This is a genomic window from Acinetobacter nosocomialis (assembly GCF_041021905.1).
Lineage (GTDB): Bacteria > Pseudomonadota > Gammaproteobacteria > Pseudomonadales > Moraxellaceae > Acinetobacter > Acinetobacter nosocomialis.
In genome coordinates this window covers 3,567,983-3,588,564 of the sequence record NZ_CP157432.1, presented here as the reverse complement: position 1 = coordinate 3,588,564, position 20,582 = coordinate 3,567,983, and the positions used below count along the sequence as shown (strand labels likewise).

The window sequence follows — 20,582 nt, the reverse complement described above, 5'->3', positions numbered from 1 at the left end:
TTGTATCCTGAAACATTTTTAAATCATTGGCTTAATTTTTAGATGGTGGTAAATCATCATCCGAATCATAAATCATGGTCGTTTTGGGCATGGGTTCAGGATCAATCGTTTCATGAAGCCATTCACGCCAAATCGCTAATAAAACAGCTAAAATAACAGGGCCAATAAATAAACCGACTAAACCAAAACTCGCAATACCACCCAGTACACCAAACATAATCAGTAAAAACGGAATTTGAGTTGCACCAGAAATTACAAGTGGGCGAATCACATTGTCTGAGCTACTTACAATCAGAACACCCCATAAAACCACGCCAATGGCTTCCATGGTTTGCCCTTGTGAAAACAGCCATAGACCAACACCTAAATAGGAAACAGGGGTACCGAAGGGAATGAGTGCTAATAAGAACGTCGCAATCGTGAGCACCATTGGATTCGGTACACCAGCGACGAAATAACTCAATCCAGCAAGTACTGCTTGAGCAATTGCAGTTAAACCGACACCATAGACAACGGCACGGGTTGTTTCTGAAATTGTATCTAGATAATGGTGAATACGTAGGCCAATCACCATTTCTAAGGCTTTACTCACTTGAGTTAAGATCGTGTGACCGTCACGGTAAAAGAAGAAAAGACTTAAAATTGCAAAACCAAGTTTGACGAGATTTTTACTAATTTCATTGATTAAAACTCGCCCATAACTTAAATGGCTTTGTATCCAAGCTGCAATACTCTGAATCGTACTATTTGGGTCGGTGTTTATATCATTTAGTGTTCTGGTTATTTCTTTGCCAATAAAAGGAAGATTTTTAATGAAATCAGGTACGCTTAAATGACCAGAAAAAACCTGACGCTGTAAATCAAGATAGAGATTGCGACCTTCATGTTGCAAAATAAAAATAGCGCAGATCAGGGGTACACCAACAACTAAAATAACAAAGCTAATCATGACTGTGGCATTTAAATTATTACGGTTTTCGCCAAAAAAACGCTGAATTCTTAAATAAATTGGCCAAGTCATGTAGGCGATAATCGCAGCCCAAACTACAGGTACAATAAAGTACTTCAGGATGTTAAATCCTAAAAATAACAGGATGAAAAACAGCCCAAACAATAAAACGCGCTGTAAAGTAGGAGCGTATGGATGCACGAACAAAAATTCTCTAATTATTTAAATAGAATGGGGTCATATTAACTGAAAAATGACCTGAGGCAAATTTTAGGCAGAAATGCTGATCTATACATTCCTGCTCAATAAAAATGAAAAAGTTATTTTTAAAACCACTCGGACTTATCTTCGATTAGTTTATTTAAAAGTGGCTGCCACTGGCTTTGAATTGCAATAAAGTTTTTTTGTGGTTTATCAAACACACTCAAACCTTGCATTGCTAAACTGCCATAAGCACTACGCTCTGCAATCCATGCAATCGGTTCATGTTCGATTTTTTCAAAAAATTGCTGAATATCTTTTGAGCTAGCACTATTCGGTTTAACACGATTTGCAAGCAGTAAAATTTGTACTTTTCCTTTGCGAATACGTTTAATATCCTGCAAATGCTTGAGAAAACGACGTGTACTGTCGATATCAAAAAATGAAGGTTGAAGTGGTGTAATAATGGCATGAGCTTCGCTGACTAATTGTTCAGCATGGTCGCCTGAAAGAGCGCCGGGTGCATCAATAATTAAATAATCTAAATTTTTAGGTGCATCACCAATAGATTTTTCTTGGCGCCAATCAAGGCTTTGAATTGCAGCTACATTTTCTGGACGTTGCTTTAACCATTGTAAGGAAGATTTTTGGTTATCAGAGTCCGCTAAAGCTACTTTATATCCTTTTTGTGCCAAAGCTGTTGCCAACGTAATGGCTGTCATGGTTTTTCCGCATCCACCTTTTTGATTTGCAATAAGTATCGTTTTCATAAATTCAGTTATATTCAGCAGCACACTTGTTCTGCTTATACCTTAGCATCTTTTTATGAGAAGTAGATGACTGCCTTTGACAAAAGTTTAAGCTAGTTCGTAATTTTAGATATGATTGCTCATCTACCGTGATGATATGTAATTTATTAAGGAAAATTTATGTCCGTATGGCTGGCCATGCTTATAGGTGCTGGTATTGGTATTATTATCACAACGCTTATTTTATCAAATACCCGTAATGGTCGAATCAAGGCTGAATACGAGCAATATATTGCAGAGTTAGAGCTTGAGCATCAACAGGCCCTTGCCCAGGCACAAAAGCGGAGTGTGAATACAAGCCGCGCTGTATTAAAAGGTAAAATGGCAGAACAATTTGCTCCGATTTTACCTGAGTTTCAATACTTACCAAGTGATGCCAAATTTCTGGGTGACCCGGTTGATTACGTTATTTTTGATGGCTATACCGATTTTAGAGATGGAGATGGAACTGCCGAGGATATCCAGATTATCTTGCTTGATATTAAAAGTGGGGGAGCTCGTCTAACCAAAGGACAGCAAGCAATTGCTCAAGCAATAAAAGAAGGAAAGGTACGCTTTGAAACGTTGCGAATTGATTTTGAAGATTAACAATCAATTTAATTAGGCACAAAAATAGACGAAATTGATCTGTATTGTTACTAAATACCGATATTTTTTTCATCGCTTAGAGCTACTATAAATTAGAGATCTGCTGCATTTGATCTAGTAATATTTGAGGTATAAAGCGATGAAAAAACAACATGTAATGCTAGGCTTGTTGGCCTCTTTATGTATCAGCTCAGCTTTTGCTTCGACGGCCTCTACTTCTGGTGAATATAATATTGCAAATGGTTTGTTACCGATTGAAAAAGATCAGTCAATTTCTGTGTTACAGCCATTTCAAGGCAATTTTAGAATTTTAGGTTCAAAAATTTATAAAAATGATGAACAAGCTAAGTTCTCACCGATCGATTATGCGGTAAGTTGGGGGCTATTTGCTCAACCAGATATTGCTCGTACCATTTCAGTTAAACAGTATGACCGCTATTTGAACTGGAAAATGAGTAAGCTTCCTGTACCTGCTGAGCAAGCGATGCAAATGGTGTCTAATATGCACATCATTCCTGCGAGTCCTCAAATTGCTCAACAAATTAAACAAGTTAAACGCGGTGACTTGGTATACCTCAAAGGTGACTTGGTCGAAATTAAAGATAAAAATTTAGTTTGGCGGTCATCTTTAACCTCAACTGATACAGGTGATGGTGCTTGTGAGTTATTCCGTGTTCAATCGATTCATTGGGTTGAAAAACAAAATATATAAATTAAAAAGCCTTCTTGTTCAGAAGGCTTTTTATTGCACACTATAAAATTAATGCTGCTGTGAAGCTTTCCAGTATTTCAACTGGTTCTGAGCTTGTAAGTAGTCAGCAAGTTGATTGACTTGTTCATCTTTATTGGCCTGTTTATCACTGATGTGTTTTTCTTGGTTTTCCCAATATTGATAAAGTAAGCCTTGAATATAGCGACCTTGTTCAGTTTTTAAGTCGAGGTCTTTTAACATGGTCAATGCTGAGCGAACATTATCAAGTGTACGTTTTTGTTCAAACTCTGTGGTGAGTGTACCTGCCGCATGCATTTTTTCTAACTCAGTTTCCATTTCATCGCTCATTTCAGTAAAGCGACGGTCATAGTCTTCTAATAAAGCAATATCATGCGCATCGTCAGCAGTGGCTGTGAACTTTTTAACAGGCCTTTCATTGAGCTTTTCCATCACCTGATCAGTAGATGAACTTGTATGAGATTGCTGAGTCTTTGCTGGTTCATCTGCTTTTTTACAAGCAGTCAATAATAGGCTAGAGCTGAGCAAAGACATTAAAATGATATGAGGCGTTTTTTTAAACATAGCTTTCAACCGAACCTATTCTCTATGATTTGACGACGTACTTTTTTGAAAGTGATATGCATATGTGACATATGGAAAATCAATCTGATCTTGTGGGCCTAGGCCTGTAAAATCATAAACAATTTTCTCAAATTGAGCTTTGAGCTGTAATTGATCTTTTTCAGTCATTGCTGCAATAAAACTTGTAGAGAGTAATCTTTTACTCACCACTTGTTCGACAGTACCATGCTGTGATTGCGAAAAAGTTTCTAAACTGTCAAAACTAAATAGATTTTGGTTTTCAAAAACCTTTTTCCACTTTTCACTATGGTAACGCGGTGTATCGCCTTCAAGAGGTAGTAAAAAATCTGCTAAGGCTTTCACCCAGTCTGTACGCTCATCACGCTGATTCCAAACGAGACCTAAATGTCCTTGCGGTTTTAATATTCGATGGATTTCGGTCAGTGTTTCCATGTTGTCGAACCAATGGAAAGATTGAGCGCAAATGACCGCATCAATTTGTTGATCATTTACCGGAATAGCATGGCTAAATGCCTGTAAAGTTTTAATATCAGTATAGGCTTGCTGAAGCTGTTGTAACATCTCGCCAATTGGCTCTACTGCAATAATATTGGCACGTGTTTGTTTTAAGTAGGGTAAGAATTTGCCAGTACCTGAGCCAAGATCAATAACAGTAGAATTTTCATGTATTTGGAGACGTTCTTGCAGCCAACTGACTATTTCTGCTGGATAATTCGGCCTAACTTGCTGATAAAGCTCCGCAGCGGAGCTGAATCCTTTTTGAGCGGCAGGATGTAAGGATTGTGTCATATTTTGCACTTTTTAATCTGACTGGCATCTATAAAATAAGATACTCCGCAATCATAAATTGGCAAAACACCTATTTTGTTTCATTTTTGACGATGTATGTGGGAGTAAATTTTCTTTCGGTGTGAGCATGGATAAGCAAATTATTTTTGAAGACGAACACATTAGAGCCATTTTTTTACAAGGCGATTCTAATACATTAGTTCTCTCTTTTGGCGATTTGATTACCCGAGCGAGTGGCTTATCTATCAATGCTGAAAAGTCTCTAATAAAGTACCAATACAATGTTATTGGGATTATGCCAAAACAAAAATCATGGTTCCCAAAAGCCAGTATGGTTGAAATGGCCAAAGCCATTTTGCCTATTCTTCAGCGTTTTAAAAATATTGTAGGTTATGGTGGCTCAATGGGCGGCTATGCAGCAATCAAATATTCGAACCTTTTAAACATGAATCGAATCGTTGCATTTGTACCTCAATATTCAATTGACCCTGAACAGGTCGAAGACCGCCGCTATGCTGAATTCTTTGATACTGTCGCGAACAAAGACATGCAAATTCAACAGCAAGATGTAGATGCAAGTCGTGAATATATTATTGTTTATGATCCTTACTTTGCTGTCGATCGCGAACATTACTTAAAAATAAAAGAGCTATTGCCAAGTTTACATACGGTTCATTTACCTTTTACAGGGCATGAAGCTTTATCAGTATTGGCAAGCTCAAGTTTGTTACATGATTTTATTGAGCATGAATTTGATGAAACGTATTTCTATCAACATGTTCGTAAAATCAAAAAACAAAGTAAATTCTATTACCGTAATGTACTTGCGAATGTGCTGACATACCATGACAGCATGTTATTAAAAATTTTACGTCAAAATGATTTTCAATTAGATGAACGTTATTTAGATAACCCGCTCAAGCAAGCGATTACACGTAGTCTTTTAAAAACAAAGCAGGCAACTGAGCACGATTTTCAAAAGCTTGGAATTAAAATTCAGTACATTCAGCAAGCTGCAACTTATAAAAAAGGTTTGCAGACTTACTCTGGTACAGTCTTGGTATTCAATTTAATTAATTTAAAGCTTGAAGCTTATGCTATAGATGTTGTGCTAGCAAACACATCGTATCTGCTTCCAATTGTGACAGAGCAGACTGGAGTTGCACATATTGAATTAAATAATGAAATTTATTTGTTAGGTATGAATGACCGAAAAATTATTAAATTATTCAAACAAGGTGATGCATTAAGCTCGGATATGAGTCCGTTTGTCATTAAACAATATGCTGATTTTTTTGCATTGAGCTACAAGCAATTTAATTTAGATTGTGATGAACAAGGCGTTTGTGACTACATTGAAGGTTCAGTTCAACCATCGCAACAATTTGTACTGACCAGTTATTAATTTTAATTTATTGATTAAATAAAGCCCAAATCTTCAAATTTGGGCTTTATTTTTTGCTCAAAAAATATTTTTTTATTAATTTATTTGTATATAAAATCAAAAGTCATTATTTAAATAAATAATGCGATTAATTTTTAAATAAAGATAGGGCTAAAAGTAGCCATGATAAATTAAGCGAAAAATTATTATATTTAAAAATTAATGGTTTTTAGTTTTATATAAATTAAAGAAATATTGTTGGGTTGTTTAAAATACAATGATTGCTTTGGAGTCTATTAATTAATTGTTTTTTATTGCAATTTTATTTGTGTTGAGAAGGGGTGCTTAAAATAGCTTCACTATTCAAAGATAATTGCATATTTATTTTTTTCTCCTAAAATGATTTTTTACTAAATTGTCGTTACAGTTTTTTATATGCAATCATTAAATTATCGGAATAATGATGCATCGCAACATGGAAGTTCTGCACCTTTGAAACGAGCAATGAGTACTCGACATTTGGTGATGATCTCCCTTGGCGGTGCCATAGGTACAGGTCTTTTTTTAGGGTCTGGCGACGTAATTGCTCAAGCTGGCCCAATTGGCGCAATTATCTCTTATTTCTTGGGCGGTTTGATTGCCTACACCGTTATGCTCTGTCTTGGTGAGCTAGCGGTTCATGTGCCTGAATCGGGCTCTTTCGGTGAATACGCACGACGCTATATTGGTCCAGGCACAGGTTATATGATTACCTGGCTATATTGGTTGACTTGGACTGCCACTTTAGGAACTGAATTTACTGCCGCAGCTTTGCTGGTTAAGGAATGGTTTCCATCTACTTCTGTTTGGGCGTGGACTTTGTTTTTTGGTGGTCTTGTCTTTTTCCTTAATATTAGTTCAACGCGTTTATTTGCTGAATCTGAGTTCTGGCTTGCTCTGATTAAAGTTATAACAATTATTGTATTTATTACTTTGGGTTTATTGGCAATTTTTGGTTTTATTCCTTATCACGGACATGAAACAGCGCCGTTATTCAGCAATTTAACGGCTCAAGGTTGGTTCCCGCATGGTTTATTCCCAATTTTCACAACCATGCTCATTGTAAACTTTGCCTTCTCTGGTACTGAGCTTATTGGAGTTGCTGCAGGTGAGGCAGAGGAACCGGCAAAGACTGTACCTAAGGCAATTAATGCAGCGATTTGGCGTTTGCTCATATTCTTTGTGGGAACAATTGTTGTCATTTGTTCTTTGCTTCCATTTCATCTTGCTGGTCTTAATGCAAATGATGTGAGCAGTAGTCCATTTGTGACAGTATTTAATTATATTGGTATTCCGTATGCAGAAGACATTATCCGCTTCGTAATTATTACGGCGCTGCTTTCAGCTGCCAATTCTGGTTTATTTGCTGCATCACGAATGATGTGGTCGCTTTCAGCAAAAAATCAATTACCTAAAATTTTCGCTAAACTTACACCATCTGGCACACCTATTGTTGCCATTATTGTGACGATGTTTGGTGCTATTCCTGGGTTGCTTTCAGAACAGTTTGCACCAGAAACAATTTTCAAAAATTTGTTAGGTGTTGCTGCCTTTACAATGGTTGTTGTTTGGATTGCCATTTGTATTTCACAATTTAACTTCCGTAGACAATGGTATAAGTCAGGAAAGACAGCAAAAGATTTACGTTTTGCTGCTCCGCTTTTCCCTCTTACTCCAATTGTAGGTGGGCTATTTTGTATAGTTACTTGTATCAGTATGGTGTTTGATCCATCTATGCAGGTTGGATTTATCTGCTGTATTATCTTTATCTTACTGTGTTATATCAGCTATTTTGTCTTTTATCGTAAGAAAGAGAGTGCTCCAAACTAAGCCTATTTATTGCTTAATTTGGTTGATAAGAGGTCCCTCATGGGACCTTTTTTTATGTCTATAAAATGTGCATAGAAGAGTACTTTTATATATTTTTTTTAAAAATGTTTTTTTTATTTTAATAATAAATTCAAATAATGATTCATAAATTAACCATTTATCGGAATGTTATTAATAGCTAATTATTATAAGTCTTTAAATAAGTATATGTTTAACATGATTATTTAATAGTTGTGTAATTTTTATATTTCTATTTTTTATTTTAAATAAGACTGTACAAAAAAATATTATGAAATTTTCTAAAAAAATTGAAGGATTTTTGAAATTTTTTGTTAATTAAGTTATTGTTATTAAATGGTAATTTTTTAACCATTTTTAATTTTAATATTTTTTTAATTTCCATAAAATAAAATTATTATGGCTGAGGCTTTTTTTAGGCTTTGTTACTTTTTTATTATAAAATTTCGGGGAAATTGATTATTTTTTCTCTGCTTGTTTATTTTAAAATGTTCTAAATTATCTTGCTCTGTGCTATATTTACTTAAAGATTTTATGTCTATATGAAAGCGCGATTAATCAGCTTGAGTAGTGATGTGAAGCTTGCAGTATTATTGAACAATTTTTATTTAAAAAGACTAATGGAGGGATCTATCGATTAGTCAAAAATAATTTCATGGACTTATGGTTTTTTGTTTTATGAACCCTAGTTCTTTTTAACTCCCAAACGGTTATGTCACCTCTTTTGCACTTATTTCCAATCGACTTTTTTGAGTTGATTGCGGTGGAACTTTTGCTTTTATAAAGACATTTTTTATAAACAGCAGATGAGCAAGAGAAAGATTGTAAAAGATATCGATATATAAAAGTAAATCTTACTTTTGATATCACAAGATGGAATTTAAAAGGTCTGAAGCTTTAGAAGAGCGGAAGATTTTATAAATAAATCAAAACATTGTTATTGCAAGGTTTTGGTTGCTGAATAATAAAGACTACGGATTTATCACATCTGAGTCTATGTAGGTATATAGGAAAAAAGATGTCAGATCTTTCATACGTAAACGAACATAGCGATGCATGGCAAACTTACTTGGCACAAATTGACCGTGTAGCGCCATATCTAGAACACTTAGCTGATTATATCGATACTTTAAAGCGTCCTAAGCGTGCTCTTATTGTTGATGTACCAATCGTAATGGATGACGGTTCAATCCAGCACTTTGAAGGCTACCGTGTACAACACAACTTGTCTCGCGGTCCTGGTAAAGGTGGTGTTCGTTACCATCCAAATGTTGATTTAAATGAAGTGATGGCGTTGTCTGCATGGATGACAATTAAAACTGCTGTTTTGAACTTGCCATTTGGTGGTGCAAAAGGTGGTATCCGTGTTGACCCACGTAAATTATCTACTCGTGAATTAGAGCGTTTAACTCGCCGTTATACGACTGAAATTGGTCACATTATCGGACCTCAAAAAGACATTCCTGCTCCAGACGTTGGTACAAATGCCAATATCATGGGTTGGATGATGGATACTTATTCTACTAGCCAAGGTCACACAGTGACTGGTGTTGTAACTGGTAAACCAGTTCACTTAGGGGGTTCTTTAGGACGTGTTAAAGCGACTGGTCGTGGTGTATTCGTTACTGGCCGTGAAGTTGCTGCAAAAATCAACTTACCAATTGAAGGCGCGAAAGTTGCTGTTCAAGGCTTTGGTAACGTAGGTAGTGAAGCTGCTTTCTTATTTGTTGAATCAAAAGCAAAAATCACTCACGTTCAAGACCACACTGGCACAATTTTCAATGCTGACGGTATTGATCTTGTTGCATTACGTGAGCACGTAAACGCAAACCAAGGTGTTGGCGGTTTTGCTGGTGCACAATCAATTGCAGATGAAGATTTCTGGACTGCTGAAGTAGACATCATTATTCCTGCTGCATTAGAAGGCCAAATCACAGTTGAGCGTGCTGAAAAACTTAAAGCTAAGTTGATTTTAGAAGGCGCGAACGGCCCGACTTATCCTAAAGCTGAAGATGTATTGGTTGAGCGTGGCATTGTTGTTGTTCCTGACGTTGTATGTAACGCCGGCGGTGTAACTGTAAGTTACTTCGAATGGGTTCAAGACATGGCGAGCTATTTCTGGAGCGAAGAAGAAATCAACGAACGTTTAGACAAGTTGATGGTTCAAGCAATGGATGACGTTTGGAATACAGCGAATAAGAATGCTTGTACTTTACGTACAGCAGCTTACATCTTGGCTTGTGAGCGTATCTTAAAGGCTCGTAAAGAACGCGGTATTTTCCCAGGCTAATCTGAGGAAATTACCTTTTAGGAAAAGTGGGCTGAGCAAATATAAAGGATGTATAGGGTTATTTGTTCAGTCCCTTTTTCTAAATGAATTAAAGACAGTAAGACAGATTAAATAAATTAAATAGATACTGAGGTAAGCATGGAACAGCCAATTTCTGTAACTCGAAGCAACTTTAATGACTGGATGGTTCCAGTATTTGCACCGGCAAATTTCATTCCGGTACGTGGTGAAGGTTCACGTATCTGGGATCAAGAAAATAAAGAATATATCGATTTTGCAGGCGGGATTGCAGTAAATGCATTAGGTCATGCGCATCCAGTGGCAGTCAATGCGTTAACAGAACAAGCAAAAAAACTTTGGCATGTCGGCAATGGTTATACCAATGAACCAGTACTGCGTCTTGCTAAACAACTCACTGAAAATACATTTGCAGACAAAGTATTCTTCTGTAACTCAGGTGCAGAAGCAAATGAAGCAGCATTAAAGCTTGCTCGTAAAGTTGGACTTGACAGCGGTATCGCAGGTAAAAGCGGTATTGTGGCATTTAACAACGCGTTCCACGGCCGTACTTTATTTACCGTTTCGGCTGGTGGTCAGCCAAAATATTCACAAGACTTTGCACCACTTCCAAACGGCATTAGCCATGTTGCTTATAATGATTTAGAAGCAGCTAAAGCAGTTATTAATGAGCAAACCTGTGCAGTAATTGTAGAGCCTGTACAAGGTGAGGGCGGGGTAATTCCTGCTGATATCGAATTTTTAAAAGGTTTACGTGCACTGTGTGATCAGTTTGGTGCCTTACTTATTTTTGATGAAGTGCAAACAGGTGTCGGCCGTACAGGTGCACTTTATGCCTACATGAACTACGGTGTTACACCGGATGTGCTCACTACTGCAAAAGCGCTGGGCGGTGGTTTCCCTGTCGGTGCAATGTTAACAACTGATAAATTTGCGCCGCATTTTTCAGTGGGTACACACGGCACGACGTATGGCGGTAACCCGCTGGCAAGTGCAGTTGCAGGCGCAGTCTTTGAGTTTATTAATACACCAGAAGTACTTGAAGGTGTAAAACACCGTCATCAATATTTCCTTGATGCATTAAATACGTTAAATGCTGAATATCAAGTTTTTGATGAAATTCGTGGTCAAGGTTTATTGATTGGTTGCGTATTAAAAGCTGAATATGCAGGTAAAGCAAAAGATATTACGACTTGGGCAGGTGAAGAAGGTTTACTTGCTTTAATCGCAGGGCCTAACGTAGTTCGTTTCACACCTTCACTCATTATTCCTGAACAAGATATTGATGAAGGGATAGCTCGTTTAAAAAGAGCTTTGGCAAAGTTGGCTAAATAAAAAAAAAGGAAAGCTAGCCATGATGATTGTCCGTCATGCCGAGTTTCGAGACCTTGAAGATATTTATAAATTAGCAGGTAAGTCAGGTGTTGGCCTGACTTCCTTGCCACAAAATATGGATACGCTTTCGGCTCGAATTTCACGTACTCGCAATACTTTAAATGGTAATGTTCATAAGAGCGAACAGGGTTATTTGTTTGTTCTTGAGGATACAGAAGCTCAACGTGTTATTGGGGTGAGTGCAATTGAAGTTGCTGTGGGTTTAATCGAACCTTGGTATAACTTTCATGTTGGAACCCAAGTACATGCTTCAAAAGCATTAAATGTCTATAAAGCATTACCGACTTTATTTTTAAGTAATGATCGAACGGGAAGTAGTGAGCTCTGCACATTATTTTTAGATCCGGAACGTCGTGAAAACCAAAACGGTAAATTCTTATCAAAAATCCGTTTTATGTTTATCGCAGCATTTAAGCAATATTTTGAGAAAAAACTTATTGCTGAGATGCGTGGTTTTTCTGATGAAAATGGTTGTTCACCTTTCTGGGATGCGATTGGTCACCATTTCTTTAATATGGATTTCTCCACAGCAGATTATTTAAGTGGAATTGGCCAAAAAGTTTTCATTGCGGAACTTATGCCACGTTTTCCAGTCTATGTAGACCTTTTACCAAAGGCTGCACAAGAAGTGATTGGAAAAATGCATCCACATACTTTACCTGCTTATCATGTGCTTGAGTCCGAAGGCTTACGCTATCAAGGATATGTCGATATTTTTGATGCAGGTCCAACCATTGAAGCCAATATTGATGAGTTGCGTGCAGTTAAAGAAAGCCAATTTTTAACTGTCAAAATTACTAATGAAGCGACTGTGGGTAAAACACAATACCTTGTTGCCAATGATAACTATCACGACTATCGGGCTATGTTAATGAAGCTTGATCTCGTAGATAACATTCTAAATTTAAACCATGAACAAGCTGAAAAACTCGGTGTACAAGAAGGGCACGCTGTTCGTGTGTTATCACTAAATCCTATGGAAGTATCCTGATGTCAAACTCTTTATTTATAAACGGTGTCTGGTTACAAGGCAGCGGTACAACATTTGTAAAAACAAACCCAGTTGATAACCAAACTGTATGGTCAGGTACTGAAGCTACAGCTGCAGATGTTGAAAAAGCTTGCCAAGCCGCACGTACAGCATTTCCTGCATGGGCACGTTTAGCTTTTGCAGAGCGTGTTGCAATTGTAGAAAAGTTTGCAAAGCTGCTTGAAGAAAATAAAAAACATTTAGCTGAAGTAATTAGTCAAGAAACCAGTAAGCCTTTTTGGGAAACGTTAACTGAAGTTCAGTCAATGATTGGCAAAGTTGCGATTTCGATTCGTGCTTATCATCAACGTACTGGCGAAAGCTCAACTGAAATGGCAGATGGTGTGGCATCTTTACGTCATCGTCCACATGGTGTACTTGCAGTTTTTGGTCCATATAACTTCCCTGGCCATTTACCAAATGGGCATATCGTTCCTGCTTTGCTTGCTGGAAACACAGTTGTGTTTAAACCAAGTGAATTAACGCCTTGGACTGCTGAAGAAACTGTAAAACTTTGGCAACAAGCAGGTTTGCCAAATGGTGTAATGAACTTAGTTCAAGGTGGCCGTACTACTGGTGAAGCCTTGGCTGCTTCTCATGAAATTGATGGCTTATTGTTTACCGGAAGTGCAAACACTGGTTATCACTTGCATAAGCAAATGGCAGGTGCGCCTGAGAAAATTCTTGCGCTTGAAATGGGCGGCAATAATGCATTGATTATTGATGAAATTGAAAATATTGATGCGGTTGTTAACCTCACTATTCAATCTGCTTTTGTTTCGGCAGGTCAGCGTTGTACATGTGCACGCCGTATCTTGGTAAAAAATGGTGCTGAAGGTGATGCATTTATTCAACGTTTTGTTGAGGTTGCTAAAAACCTAAAAGTTGGCCGTTGGAATGATGAGCAACAACCATTTATGGGTGGTGTAATTTCATCAGTTGCTGCGACAAACATGATGAATGCTCAGCAAAAGTTACTTGAGCTTGGTGCCAAAAGTTTATTGCTAATGACGCGTCCTCAAGAAGACAGCTCGCTACTTACTCCAGGTATTGTTGATGTAACAGGTGTGGCGGGTATTCCAGATGAAGAATATTTTGGTCCGCTTACCACCATTCAACGTTATGACAGTTTTGATGAAGCATTAAAAATTGCCAATGCAACTCGTTTTGGTTTGTCTGTTGGATTGGTTTCTCCAAAACGTGAACTATTTGATGACTTACTCATTGAAGCGCGTGCCGGTATTGTGAACTGGAACAAACCATTAACAGGCGCTTCAAGTGCTGCGCCATTTGGTGGTGTTGGAGCTTCGGGTAACCACCGTGCAAGTGCGTTTTATGCTGCTGACTACTGTGCTTGGCCAATGGCTTCACTTGAAAGTGAAAGCTTGACGTTGCCAGAAAAATTATCTCCAGGGATTGTGTTGCCTTAACACTAGGGAAAGAAAAAATGAAAGGATATGAAGTAAATTTTGATGGTTTAGTGGGGCCAACACATCACTATGCGGGTTTGTCTTTTGGTAATGAAGCATCAACCAAAAACCGTAACAATACCTCGAATCCAAAATTAGCAGCGAAACAAGGCTTATTAAAAATGAAAGCCTTGTCTGATATGGGAATGAAACAAGGTGTACTTGCTCCGCATGAACGCCCACATGTTCCAATGCTACGCCGTTTAGGTTTTACTGGAGATGACATTAGTGTTGTTGCTCAAGCAATGCGCTATTCACCAGAGCTATTGTCATCTTTAAGTTCAGCTTCTCCAATGTGGACTGCAAATGCTGCAACTGTTTCACCTTCGGCTGATAGCCAAGATGAGCGCGTGCATTTTACTGCGGCTAACCTGAACAATAAATTTCATCGTTCAATTGAAGCTGAAACTACAAGCCAAGTCTTACAAGCCATCTTTAAAAATGAACGTCACTTTGTACACCATGAAGCTTTACCACAAGTGGCTTTGTTTGGTGATGAAGGGGCAGCAAATCACAATCGTTTAGGTGGTGATTATGCTAAGCGTGGTGTTCAGGTCTTCGTTTATGGTCAGCAACATTTAAATAATGGTTTACCGGGACCAAAGCGTTATCCAGCACGTCAGACGCGTGAGGCAAGTGAAGCAATTGCGCGTTTGCACCGTTTAGATGATGCACATACGGTTTTTGTTCAACAAAATCCAGATGTGATTGATCAGGGTGTTTTCCATAACGATGTGATTGCGGTAAGTAACCAACAGGTTTTATTCCACCATCAACATGCTTTCTTAAATCAAGATCAGGCATTTGCTGAAATTCGTCAAAAGATGGCAAGCATCGGTGAAGACTTTATTTCGATTGAAGTGCCTGAAAACCGCGTTACTGTAGACGATGCTGTTGCTACTTATTTGTTTAATAGCCAGATTTTGACTCGTCCAGATGGCGGCATGACCATTGTTGTACCAGAAGAGTCTCGCCAAAATGCTGCGGTATGGAGCTATTTGAACGATATGATTCAAATGGGTACACCAATTGATGCAATTCAAGTGTATGACCTACGTGAAAGTATGCGTAACGGTGGTGGTCCGGCTTGTTTGCGTTTACGTGTGGCATTAAATGAAACCGAATTAAATGCCGTAAATCCAAAAGTTCTTATGAATGATCAATTGTTTAGCACACTCAACCAGTGGGTAGATAAACACTATCGCGATCGTTTAGCTCAAGAAGATTTGGCAGATCCGCACCTACTCATGGAAAGCCGTATGGCGCTTGATGAACTGACCAAAATTTTAGGTTTGGGTTCGGTTTATCCTTTCCAAAAATAATGAGGAGGTGACATGCAAGATTTTCTAGCATTAACCTTACAAGGTGAGCAGCCTACAACTCGCGAAGGGAAACAAGATAATTTTACTTGGCGTTGGTTAGGTGAGGGTCTTCTTGAATGTACACCACATGAGCAGTACGACAAAGCTGTCGTACTGTCAGCTGGAGTACATGGGAATGAAACGGCACCAATTGAGTTGTTAGCTCATCTTTGCACCGATTTATTTGCCGGGCGTTTAAAGCTTGCAGTGAGATTATTGCTTGTATTGGGTAATCCGTATGCAATGCGTCAAGGCAAGCGTTATGTACATGATGATGTAAACCGTATGTTCTGTGGTGGGTATAAAAATCTGCCTCTAACTGAAGAGTCTAAGCGAGCTGAGGTTTTAGAGCAGGCAGTTGCTACTTTCTTTAAAGAAAGTGCAAGTAATGCTAAGCGCTATCACTATGATTTACATACAGCAATTCGTGCTTCATTATTACCAACCTTTGCTCTATTACCTTATCAAACGCATGACTATGATGCTGATTTGACAGCAAGCCTTGAAGCTGCTGACTTAGATGCTTTGGTTTATCACAGGGCTGCGGGTAAAACATTTACACATTTTACAAGTGAAAGCTTTAAAGCTGCGAGTGCAACTTTGGAGTTAGGCAAAGCTTTGCCATTTGGACAAAATGACTTGAGTCAGTTTGCCGCAATTGATGAAGTTATTCGCAATGTCGTTTCTGAACAAGCTTTACCGTTAAGAAATAAAACAAAAATTCGAGTGTTTCAGGTGTCTGATTCTTTAATTAAAAAAGATGAGGATTTCCAAATGAACTTATCGGCTGAGGCTCCGAACTTTTCAACATTTACCAAAGGCGAAATCATTGCGACTCAACCTTCTGGTAACTATGTAGTTGAACAAGATCAGGTCTGGATTTTATTTCCAAACCCAAATGTGAAGATTGGTTTACGTGCAGGTTTGGTTTTAACCGAAACACACTCATAATTTTTAGATAAATAAAAAAGGGCGATTCATCGCCCTTTTTTATTGCTAACTTTAATTAGTTAGTGCCAAAAAGGCCTTTAACGAAAGATTTCTTTTCAGTTTTTTGTGTAGAGCCTTGAGCCCCTGCATTTACGTTTGCATTTGCACTGATTCCAACCGGAGCAACATTAACACCAACATTTACGCCTGTTTGAGCGTTGACTGCATGAGCTGGTTGAGCTGCATTTAATTGTGCTTGAGCATCAGCTTTAGTACCCGCAACAAATTCTTTTTGCTCTGCTTGATTTTGAGCTACGCGAGCTTTAACTGCATCTACACGTGCTTGAGCATCAGCTTGTTTTTCAGCGCTAAATTCTTTTTGTTCAGCCTGTTTTTCAGCAACTTTGGTTTTTACTGCATCAAGATGTGCTTTTGTATCAGCTTTAGCTTCAACTGCTAAGTTTTTAGTACCTGTTGCAGCTTTAGTCGCTAAATTTTTTGTCCCTGTTGCTGCTTCAGTAGCAAAATGTTTAGTGCCTGTTACAGCATCAGAAGAAAGTTCAGCTACTTTTCCTGTTGTTTTTTTAGTTGCTTTAACCGTAGTGTTAGCAGCTACATGACCAGCATGTTTTGCAGTGCTACCTACAGTATGTGCAGTATTTTTAACTGTATTTGTTACGCCACTAACAAGTCCACCCGGTTGTACATTTACTTGAGCAGAAGCGTCCGCATTAATGCCCGCACTTTGTGCAAAAATAGAAGCAGAGGCAAGAACGCTTGCAGTCACGATAGCTGTTTTCATCATTTTCATTGCGATATCCTTCAAAGAATATACCCTTTTAGTGAGGTATTTCATAAACGCAATCGCATCATATCTAAGGCTTGATTCGCTTGGGAATCACCTTAATCAAAACGTTACAACAGCATTACAGTCATTCAACACATTAGGGAGAAATTGTGGAGAAAAGAAAATATTAATAATAAAGTGAAATAGATACCGATATTTTATGATTTAAAAACGAGCAAAATACTTTTCGTCTTTTTCTTTTCTAAAATAAAAATACCCAAAAATATTTAACATGACCATTTTTCTATATCTATAAAGATGATTCTTTTTTCATTTTTTATTCGAGATAACGGCATAGTTATTGCTTATTATGAGAATAAGGTGCTTTTTGGCGCTTTTTTGAACCATATTCTGCCAGAAATATAAACGTAAAGGGCAGAACTGTATTTTTGCTTATTCGGGAAAAGATGATTTTGCTTTTCTCATGTTTATATATTTCATGAAATAGAAATTTCACATGAAATATATCTTAAGAAATAGCGCTTTATTTCGAATAATCAAAAATAAATATAGATGTCTATAAACAAAATAACAGAGATCTTAAATGATGAAAATTATTGCTTCCCTTTTCATATTGGTCGGCTTAGTCGCCGTTGTTCTCTATTTTAAGCCAACAAACGGTGCATCTGAGGTGTTCAATTCTGCTTTAAACAAGTCGAATTCATCACAACCAGACACTTCATCTTTACTTTCTAAACTTAAGGAGCCTGCTCAACCTAAAAACTTATCTTTAAATTCAACTCAACCCAAACCCGTATCAGAAGATACTGTTCCTTTTTATGACACAAAAAGTGATCCTTCGATTCAACCGATTGATCCAGAAAAAGATCCAGCAAATGAAATAAAAGCGAAATAAGTAAATTGTTAGTTGAAAAACTACGGAGAAAAATAATGCAAAGTAAAACGTTATTTCTATTAGGTCTATGTACGATCTTAAGTACAACTGCATCCGCTGTTCCTTTGGACGCTAAAGGTGCCAAACAGCAGTTAAATCAAGCAGCAAAACAAAAAGTATTTCAGGGTAAAATTAACTTAGATGCTTTGGTTACCAATGAATCTAATGATCTTATTGTTGAATACAATATTCCTTCGGAAAGTGTGGCTACAGGTTTGGAGCGACGAAATTATATTGCTGCAAATAAAAAGAATATCCAGTCAAGGTTTAATCGTGGTGTAGGGGTACAAGTACTTCGGGACTACAATAATTTACCTATAGCTTTTTACCGAATTAGTAATAAAGAAGCTTTGGTTGATCTGCTTAATGATCCGAACGTTAAGGCTGTATATCCAAACCGGATTAATCAGGCGACAACCATGGAAAGTTTGCCTTTAATTAACCAGCCTCAAGCTAATACCAAAGGCTTTAATGGAACTGGTTCTAGTGTGGCTGTGCTTGATACGGGGGTAAATTACTTACATTCGGATTTTGGTTGTACAGCAGTTAATTCACCTTCAAGTACGTGCCGTGTCGTTTATGCATTTGATAGTGCCCCAGATGATGGCTCACTTGACGATAATGGTCATGGTAGTAATGTTTCAGCGATTGTGTCTAAAGTTGCCACCAAAACAAAAATTATTGGAATAGACGTTTTTCGGTCAGGTTCAGCCTATGATAGCGATATCCTTGCAGGGATTAACTGGGCAGTAAATAACGCTAAAACATACAATATTAAAGCGATCAATTTAAGTCTTGGTATTCCTGGTGTTAAATACAAATCTGAATGTAGTAATAGTAGTTATGCAACGGCGTTCGCAAATGCGCGAGCTGCTGGGGTAGTACCAGTAGTTGCATCAGGTAACGATGCATTTCCTGATGGTATTTCTTCACCTGCTTGTGTTGCTGGAGCGGTAAGAGTGGGTGCTGTATATGATAGTAATATTGGTGGTGTTTCATGGGGGAACCCAGTGAAATGTTCTGACCCAACCACGGCAGCGGACAAGGTGGCATGTTTTAGTAACGGGGGCAGTCTTGTGACTTTATTGGCACCAGGGGCAATGATTACTGCGGGTGGTTATACTATGGGAGGTACTTCTCAAGCCACGCCACATGTGGCTGGCGCAATTGCGTTATTAAGAGCAAACAGTGTTACACCAACTGAAACTATTGATCAGACCATTAATCGTTTAAAAACCACGGGTAAACCTATTACAGATTCAAGAACAGGTTTGGTTTTCCCACGTATTGATTTACTGGCGGCAACCAATGGTTTAACCGTTAACTAAATAGCATATTTATAATTTCTTATTAGGTCCAAGAAATTTAAATGGCTAGGGCTCGTTGCAAAAGATTACTTCTGCAACGAGTTTTTTTATGAAAAAGCCTTAATCACACTTTGCTAAATTGTCTTTACTAAAATTACTTTGAAGCTTTTTGAAATTATTTTGAATTTCGGGATCTTGGATATTAAAAGTGGTAGAGCTTTTGGTTGTCGAATTGGTCGCTTGACTTAATATGCCAGAAGAGTCTGGATATTGCTCTGTAAATGATTGGGCTGAAATCAGGCCTTTATTATTAAAAATCCAATGTTCAGTCACTTGTCCGCCACCCAAATAACCCGTAAATTCAATCATACAAGCTTGCTTATCGTGTTTAATGAGCTTGGCTACATTGCCTGTGGTGGTTGGATAAGCTTCGATATTGGTATCTTGTTCTAAAACTTGTGCCTGAGAATAAGAAGAAACGGATTTTGTGGTTGCACAAGCAGTTAGTGCTACACAGCAGAGTGTTGAAAAGAGAAGTTTTTGACTATTCATAAGGCACATTCCTCGCTCTTTGTAGTATTTTTAAATGTCTATATTTTTTAAAAAGCGCGAAATGATCGCGCTATTCAAACTCAAACTTAATTGGTCGTCGTGCTAGATTTGCTTAACTCGCCTTGTTCAATTGGTATGTTTTGGCCATTTCGGCTACTAGTAAGATTTTGTTTGGCTTGTTCTATTTTCTGTTCAGTAAATACTTTCGCTGTATCTGCTTTTTGTTGAACGACCTCTGCTTTTTCAGCTGTAAACTCTTTGGTACTTTGCCATTTTTCACTAATTTTGTGTGAGGTGTTTTCGGAAGCACCTTGAATAGAATCTCCTAAATTTTTTATGCCTTTTCCTGTTTTATATAATAGAACACGTCCTAAACTTGGATTGTCACCATAAGGTTGAGTCTTAGGTGCTACTTCATTTACTTGTTGTGTCTGTGTTGTTTCAGCAAAAAGGGTTGATGAGGCCAGTATAGAGCTTGCAACGCATAACACTTGTAAGGTTTTCATTTGGATCAATCTCCCCAATTACTTTAAAAGTTGAAGTGCTGATCTTACTGTTAAAAATAA

19 protein-coding genes are annotated in these 20,582 nt (G+C 37.8%); 12 read left to right on the top strand and 7 right to left on the bottom strand.

Features of this window, described 5'->3' with window-relative positions:
* Positions 1-31: 31 nt before the first annotated feature.
* Complete coding sequence (locus ABLC00_RS16785; protein WP_002048810.1) at positions 32-1,150, bottom strand: AI-2E family transporter; 1,119 nt, start codon at positions 1,148-1,150, stop codon at positions 32-34.
* Between the two features lie 125 nt (positions 1,151-1,275).
* Positions 1,276-1,920 (bottom strand): ParA family protein, encoded by a 645-nt coding sequence (locus ABLC00_RS16780; RefSeq protein WP_002048798.1) that lies wholly within the window; start codon positions 1,918-1,920, stop codon positions 1,276-1,278.
* Between the two features lie 159 nt (positions 1,921-2,079).
* On the opposite strand from ABLC00_RS16780, the gene ABLC00_RS16775 reads away from it, so the two are divergent.
* A complete protein-coding gene (locus ABLC00_RS16775) occupies positions 2,080-2,547 on the top strand; it encodes a Holliday junction resolvase-like protein (RefSeq protein WP_002048811.1) in 468 nt (155 codons plus the stop codon).
* Between the two features lie 139 nt (positions 2,548-2,686).
* Positions 2,687-3,259: a hypothetical protein gene (locus ABLC00_RS16770; RefSeq protein WP_004884649.1), complete on the top strand. Its 573-nt coding sequence runs from the start codon at positions 2,687-2,689 to the stop codon at positions 3,257-3,259.
* 48 nt (positions 3,260-3,307) lie between these two features.
* Here ABLC00_RS16770 and ABLC00_RS16765 read toward each other — a convergent pair whose 3' ends face one another.
* Positions 3,308-3,841: a hypothetical protein gene (locus ABLC00_RS16765; protein ID WP_006582574.1), complete on the bottom strand. Its 534-nt coding sequence runs from the start codon at positions 3,839-3,841 to the stop codon at positions 3,308-3,310.
* A 15-nt stretch (positions 3,842-3,856) separates the two neighbouring features.
* Positions 3,857-4,651 (bottom strand): class I SAM-dependent methyltransferase, encoded by a 795-nt coding sequence (locus ABLC00_RS16760; RefSeq protein ID WP_004884647.1) that lies wholly within the window; start codon positions 4,649-4,651, stop codon positions 3,857-3,859.
* Between the two features lie 127 nt (positions 4,652-4,778).
* Between ABLC00_RS16760 and ABLC00_RS16755 the strand changes: the two genes are divergently transcribed.
* From ABLC00_RS16755 to astE, 8 genes are all read left to right on the top strand, one after another.
* Complete coding sequence (locus ABLC00_RS16755; protein ID WP_006582575.1) at positions 4,779-6,056, top strand: hypothetical protein; 1,278 nt, start codon at positions 4,779-4,781, stop codon at positions 6,054-6,056.
* Positions 6,057-6,470: 414 nt separating this feature from the next.
* The gene (locus ABLC00_RS16750) at positions 6,471-7,904 is read left to right on the top strand and encodes an amino acid permease (protein WP_004711738.1); all 1,434 of its coding nucleotides are present in this window, start codon (positions 6,471-6,473) and stop codon (positions 7,902-7,904) included.
* Positions 7,905-8,940: 1,036 nt separating this feature from the next.
* Complete coding sequence (locus tag ABLC00_RS16745; protein WP_002048804.1) at positions 8,941-10,212, top strand: Glu/Leu/Phe/Val dehydrogenase; 1,272 nt, start codon at positions 8,941-8,943, stop codon at positions 10,210-10,212.
* A gap of 138 nt (positions 10,213-10,350) precedes the next feature.
* Positions 10,351-11,565: an aspartate aminotransferase family protein gene (locus ABLC00_RS16740; RefSeq protein ID WP_017392622.1), complete on the top strand. Its 1,215-nt coding sequence runs from the start codon at positions 10,351-10,353 to the stop codon at positions 11,563-11,565.
* A gap of 19 nt (positions 11,566-11,584) precedes the next feature.
* Entirely contained in the window at positions 11,585-12,616 is a 1,032-nt protein-coding gene (gene astA / locus ABLC00_RS16735) for an arginine N-succinyltransferase (RefSeq protein ID WP_002052326.1), read from the top strand.
* Positions 12,616-14,085, top strand: a complete 1,470-nt coding sequence (astD, locus tag ABLC00_RS16730) for a succinylglutamate-semialdehyde dehydrogenase (protein ID WP_004711744.1) — start codon at positions 12,616-12,618, stop codon at positions 14,083-14,085. The genes astA and astD overlap by 1 nt, the downstream gene beginning before the upstream one ends.
* Positions 14,086-14,102: 17 nt before the next feature.
* A complete protein-coding gene (gene astB / locus ABLC00_RS16725; protein WP_006582577.1) occupies positions 14,103-15,446 on the top strand; it encodes an N-succinylarginine dihydrolase in 1,344 nt (447 codons plus the stop codon).
* 12 nt (positions 15,447-15,458) lie between these two features.
* The gene (gene astE / locus ABLC00_RS16720) at positions 15,459-16,436 is read left to right on the top strand and encodes a succinylglutamate desuccinylase (protein WP_006582578.1); all 978 of its coding nucleotides are present in this window, start codon (positions 15,459-15,461) and stop codon (positions 16,434-16,436) included.
* Between the two features lie 55 nt (positions 16,437-16,491).
* Here the strand turns inward: astE and ABLC00_RS16715 are convergent, their stop codons facing one another.
* Positions 16,492-17,226: a hypothetical protein gene (locus tag ABLC00_RS16715; protein WP_002052282.1), complete on the bottom strand. Its 735-nt coding sequence runs from the start codon at positions 17,224-17,226 to the stop codon at positions 16,492-16,494.
* Positions 17,227-17,809: 583 nt separating this feature from the next.
* Here ABLC00_RS16715 and ABLC00_RS16710 point away from each other — a divergent pair.
* Positions 17,810-18,118, top strand: coding sequence for a hypothetical protein (locus ABLC00_RS16710; protein ID WP_031944342.1), 309 nt, complete (start codon positions 17,810-17,812; stop codon positions 18,116-18,118).
* Positions 18,119-18,153: 35 nt separating this feature from the next.
* Positions 18,154-19,485, top strand: a complete 1,332-nt coding sequence (locus tag ABLC00_RS16705) for a S8 family serine peptidase (protein WP_006582579.1) — start codon at positions 18,154-18,156, stop codon at positions 19,483-19,485.
* Positions 19,486-19,584: 99 nt separating this feature from the next.
* Here ABLC00_RS16705 and ABLC00_RS16700 read toward each other — a convergent pair whose 3' ends face one another.
* Together ABLC00_RS16700 and ABLC00_RS16695 are read right to left on the bottom strand one after the other, a co-directional pair.
* Entirely contained in the window at positions 19,585-20,016 is a 432-nt protein-coding gene (locus tag ABLC00_RS16700; RefSeq protein WP_006582580.1) for a hypothetical protein, read from the bottom strand.
* Positions 20,017-20,102: 86 nt separating this feature from the next.
* Positions 20,103-20,522, bottom strand: a complete 420-nt coding sequence (locus ABLC00_RS16695; RefSeq protein WP_032066781.1) for a hypothetical protein — start codon at positions 20,520-20,522, stop codon at positions 20,103-20,105.
* Between the last annotated feature and the right edge of the window lie 60 nt (positions 20,523-20,582).

Coding starts and splice junctions, on each gene's coding strand:
- ABLC00_RS16780 (WP_002048798.1), bottom strand. CDS start 1,920: ATGAAAACGATACTTATTGCAAATCAAAAAGGTGGATGCGGAAAAACC.
- ABLC00_RS16775 (WP_002048811.1), top strand. CDS start 2,080: ATGTCCGTATGGCTGGCCATGCTTATAGGTGCTGGTATTGGTATTATT.
- ABLC00_RS16770 (WP_004884649.1), top strand. CDS start 2,687: ATGAAAAAACAACATGTAATGCTAGGCTTGTTGGCCTCTTTATGTATC.
- ABLC00_RS16765 (WP_006582574.1), bottom strand. CDS start 3,841: ATGTTTAAAAAAACGCCTCATATCATTTTAATGTCTTTGCTCAGCTCT.
- ABLC00_RS16760 (WP_004884647.1), bottom strand. CDS start 4,651: ATGACACAATCCTTACATCCTGCCGCTCAAAAAGGATTCAGCTCCGCT.
- ABLC00_RS16755 (WP_006582575.1), top strand. CDS start 4,779: ATGGATAAGCAAATTATTTTTGAAGACGAACACATTAGAGCCATTTTT.
- ABLC00_RS16750 (WP_004711738.1), top strand. CDS start 6,471: ATGCAATCATTAAATTATCGGAATAATGATGCATCGCAACATGGAAGT.
- ABLC00_RS16745 (WP_002048804.1), top strand. CDS start 8,941: ATGTCAGATCTTTCATACGTAAACGAACATAGCGATGCATGGCAAACT.
- ABLC00_RS16740 (WP_017392622.1), top strand. CDS start 10,351: ATGGAACAGCCAATTTCTGTAACTCGAAGCAACTTTAATGACTGGATG.
- astA (WP_002052326.1), top strand. CDS start 11,585: ATGATGATTGTCCGTCATGCCGAGTTTCGAGACCTTGAAGATATTTAT.
- astD (WP_004711744.1), top strand. CDS start 12,616: ATGTCAAACTCTTTATTTATAAACGGTGTCTGGTTACAAGGCAGCGGT.
- astB (WP_006582577.1), top strand. CDS start 14,103: ATGAAAGGATATGAAGTAAATTTTGATGGTTTAGTGGGGCCAACACAT.
- astE (WP_006582578.1), top strand. CDS start 15,459: ATGCAAGATTTTCTAGCATTAACCTTACAAGGTGAGCAGCCTACAACT.
- ABLC00_RS16715 (WP_002052282.1), bottom strand. CDS start 17,226: ATGAAAATGATGAAAACAGCTATCGTGACTGCAAGCGTTCTTGCCTCT.
- ABLC00_RS16710 (WP_031944342.1), top strand. CDS start 17,810: ATGAAAATTATTGCTTCCCTTTTCATATTGGTCGGCTTAGTCGCCGTT.
- ABLC00_RS16705 (WP_006582579.1), top strand. CDS start 18,154: ATGCAAAGTAAAACGTTATTTCTATTAGGTCTATGTACGATCTTAAGT.
- ABLC00_RS16700 (WP_006582580.1), bottom strand. CDS start 20,016: ATGAATAGTCAAAAACTTCTCTTTTCAACACTCTGCTGTGTAGCACTA.
- ABLC00_RS16695 (WP_032066781.1), bottom strand. CDS start 20,522: ATGAAAACCTTACAAGTGTTATGCGTTGCAAGCTCTATACTGGCCTCA.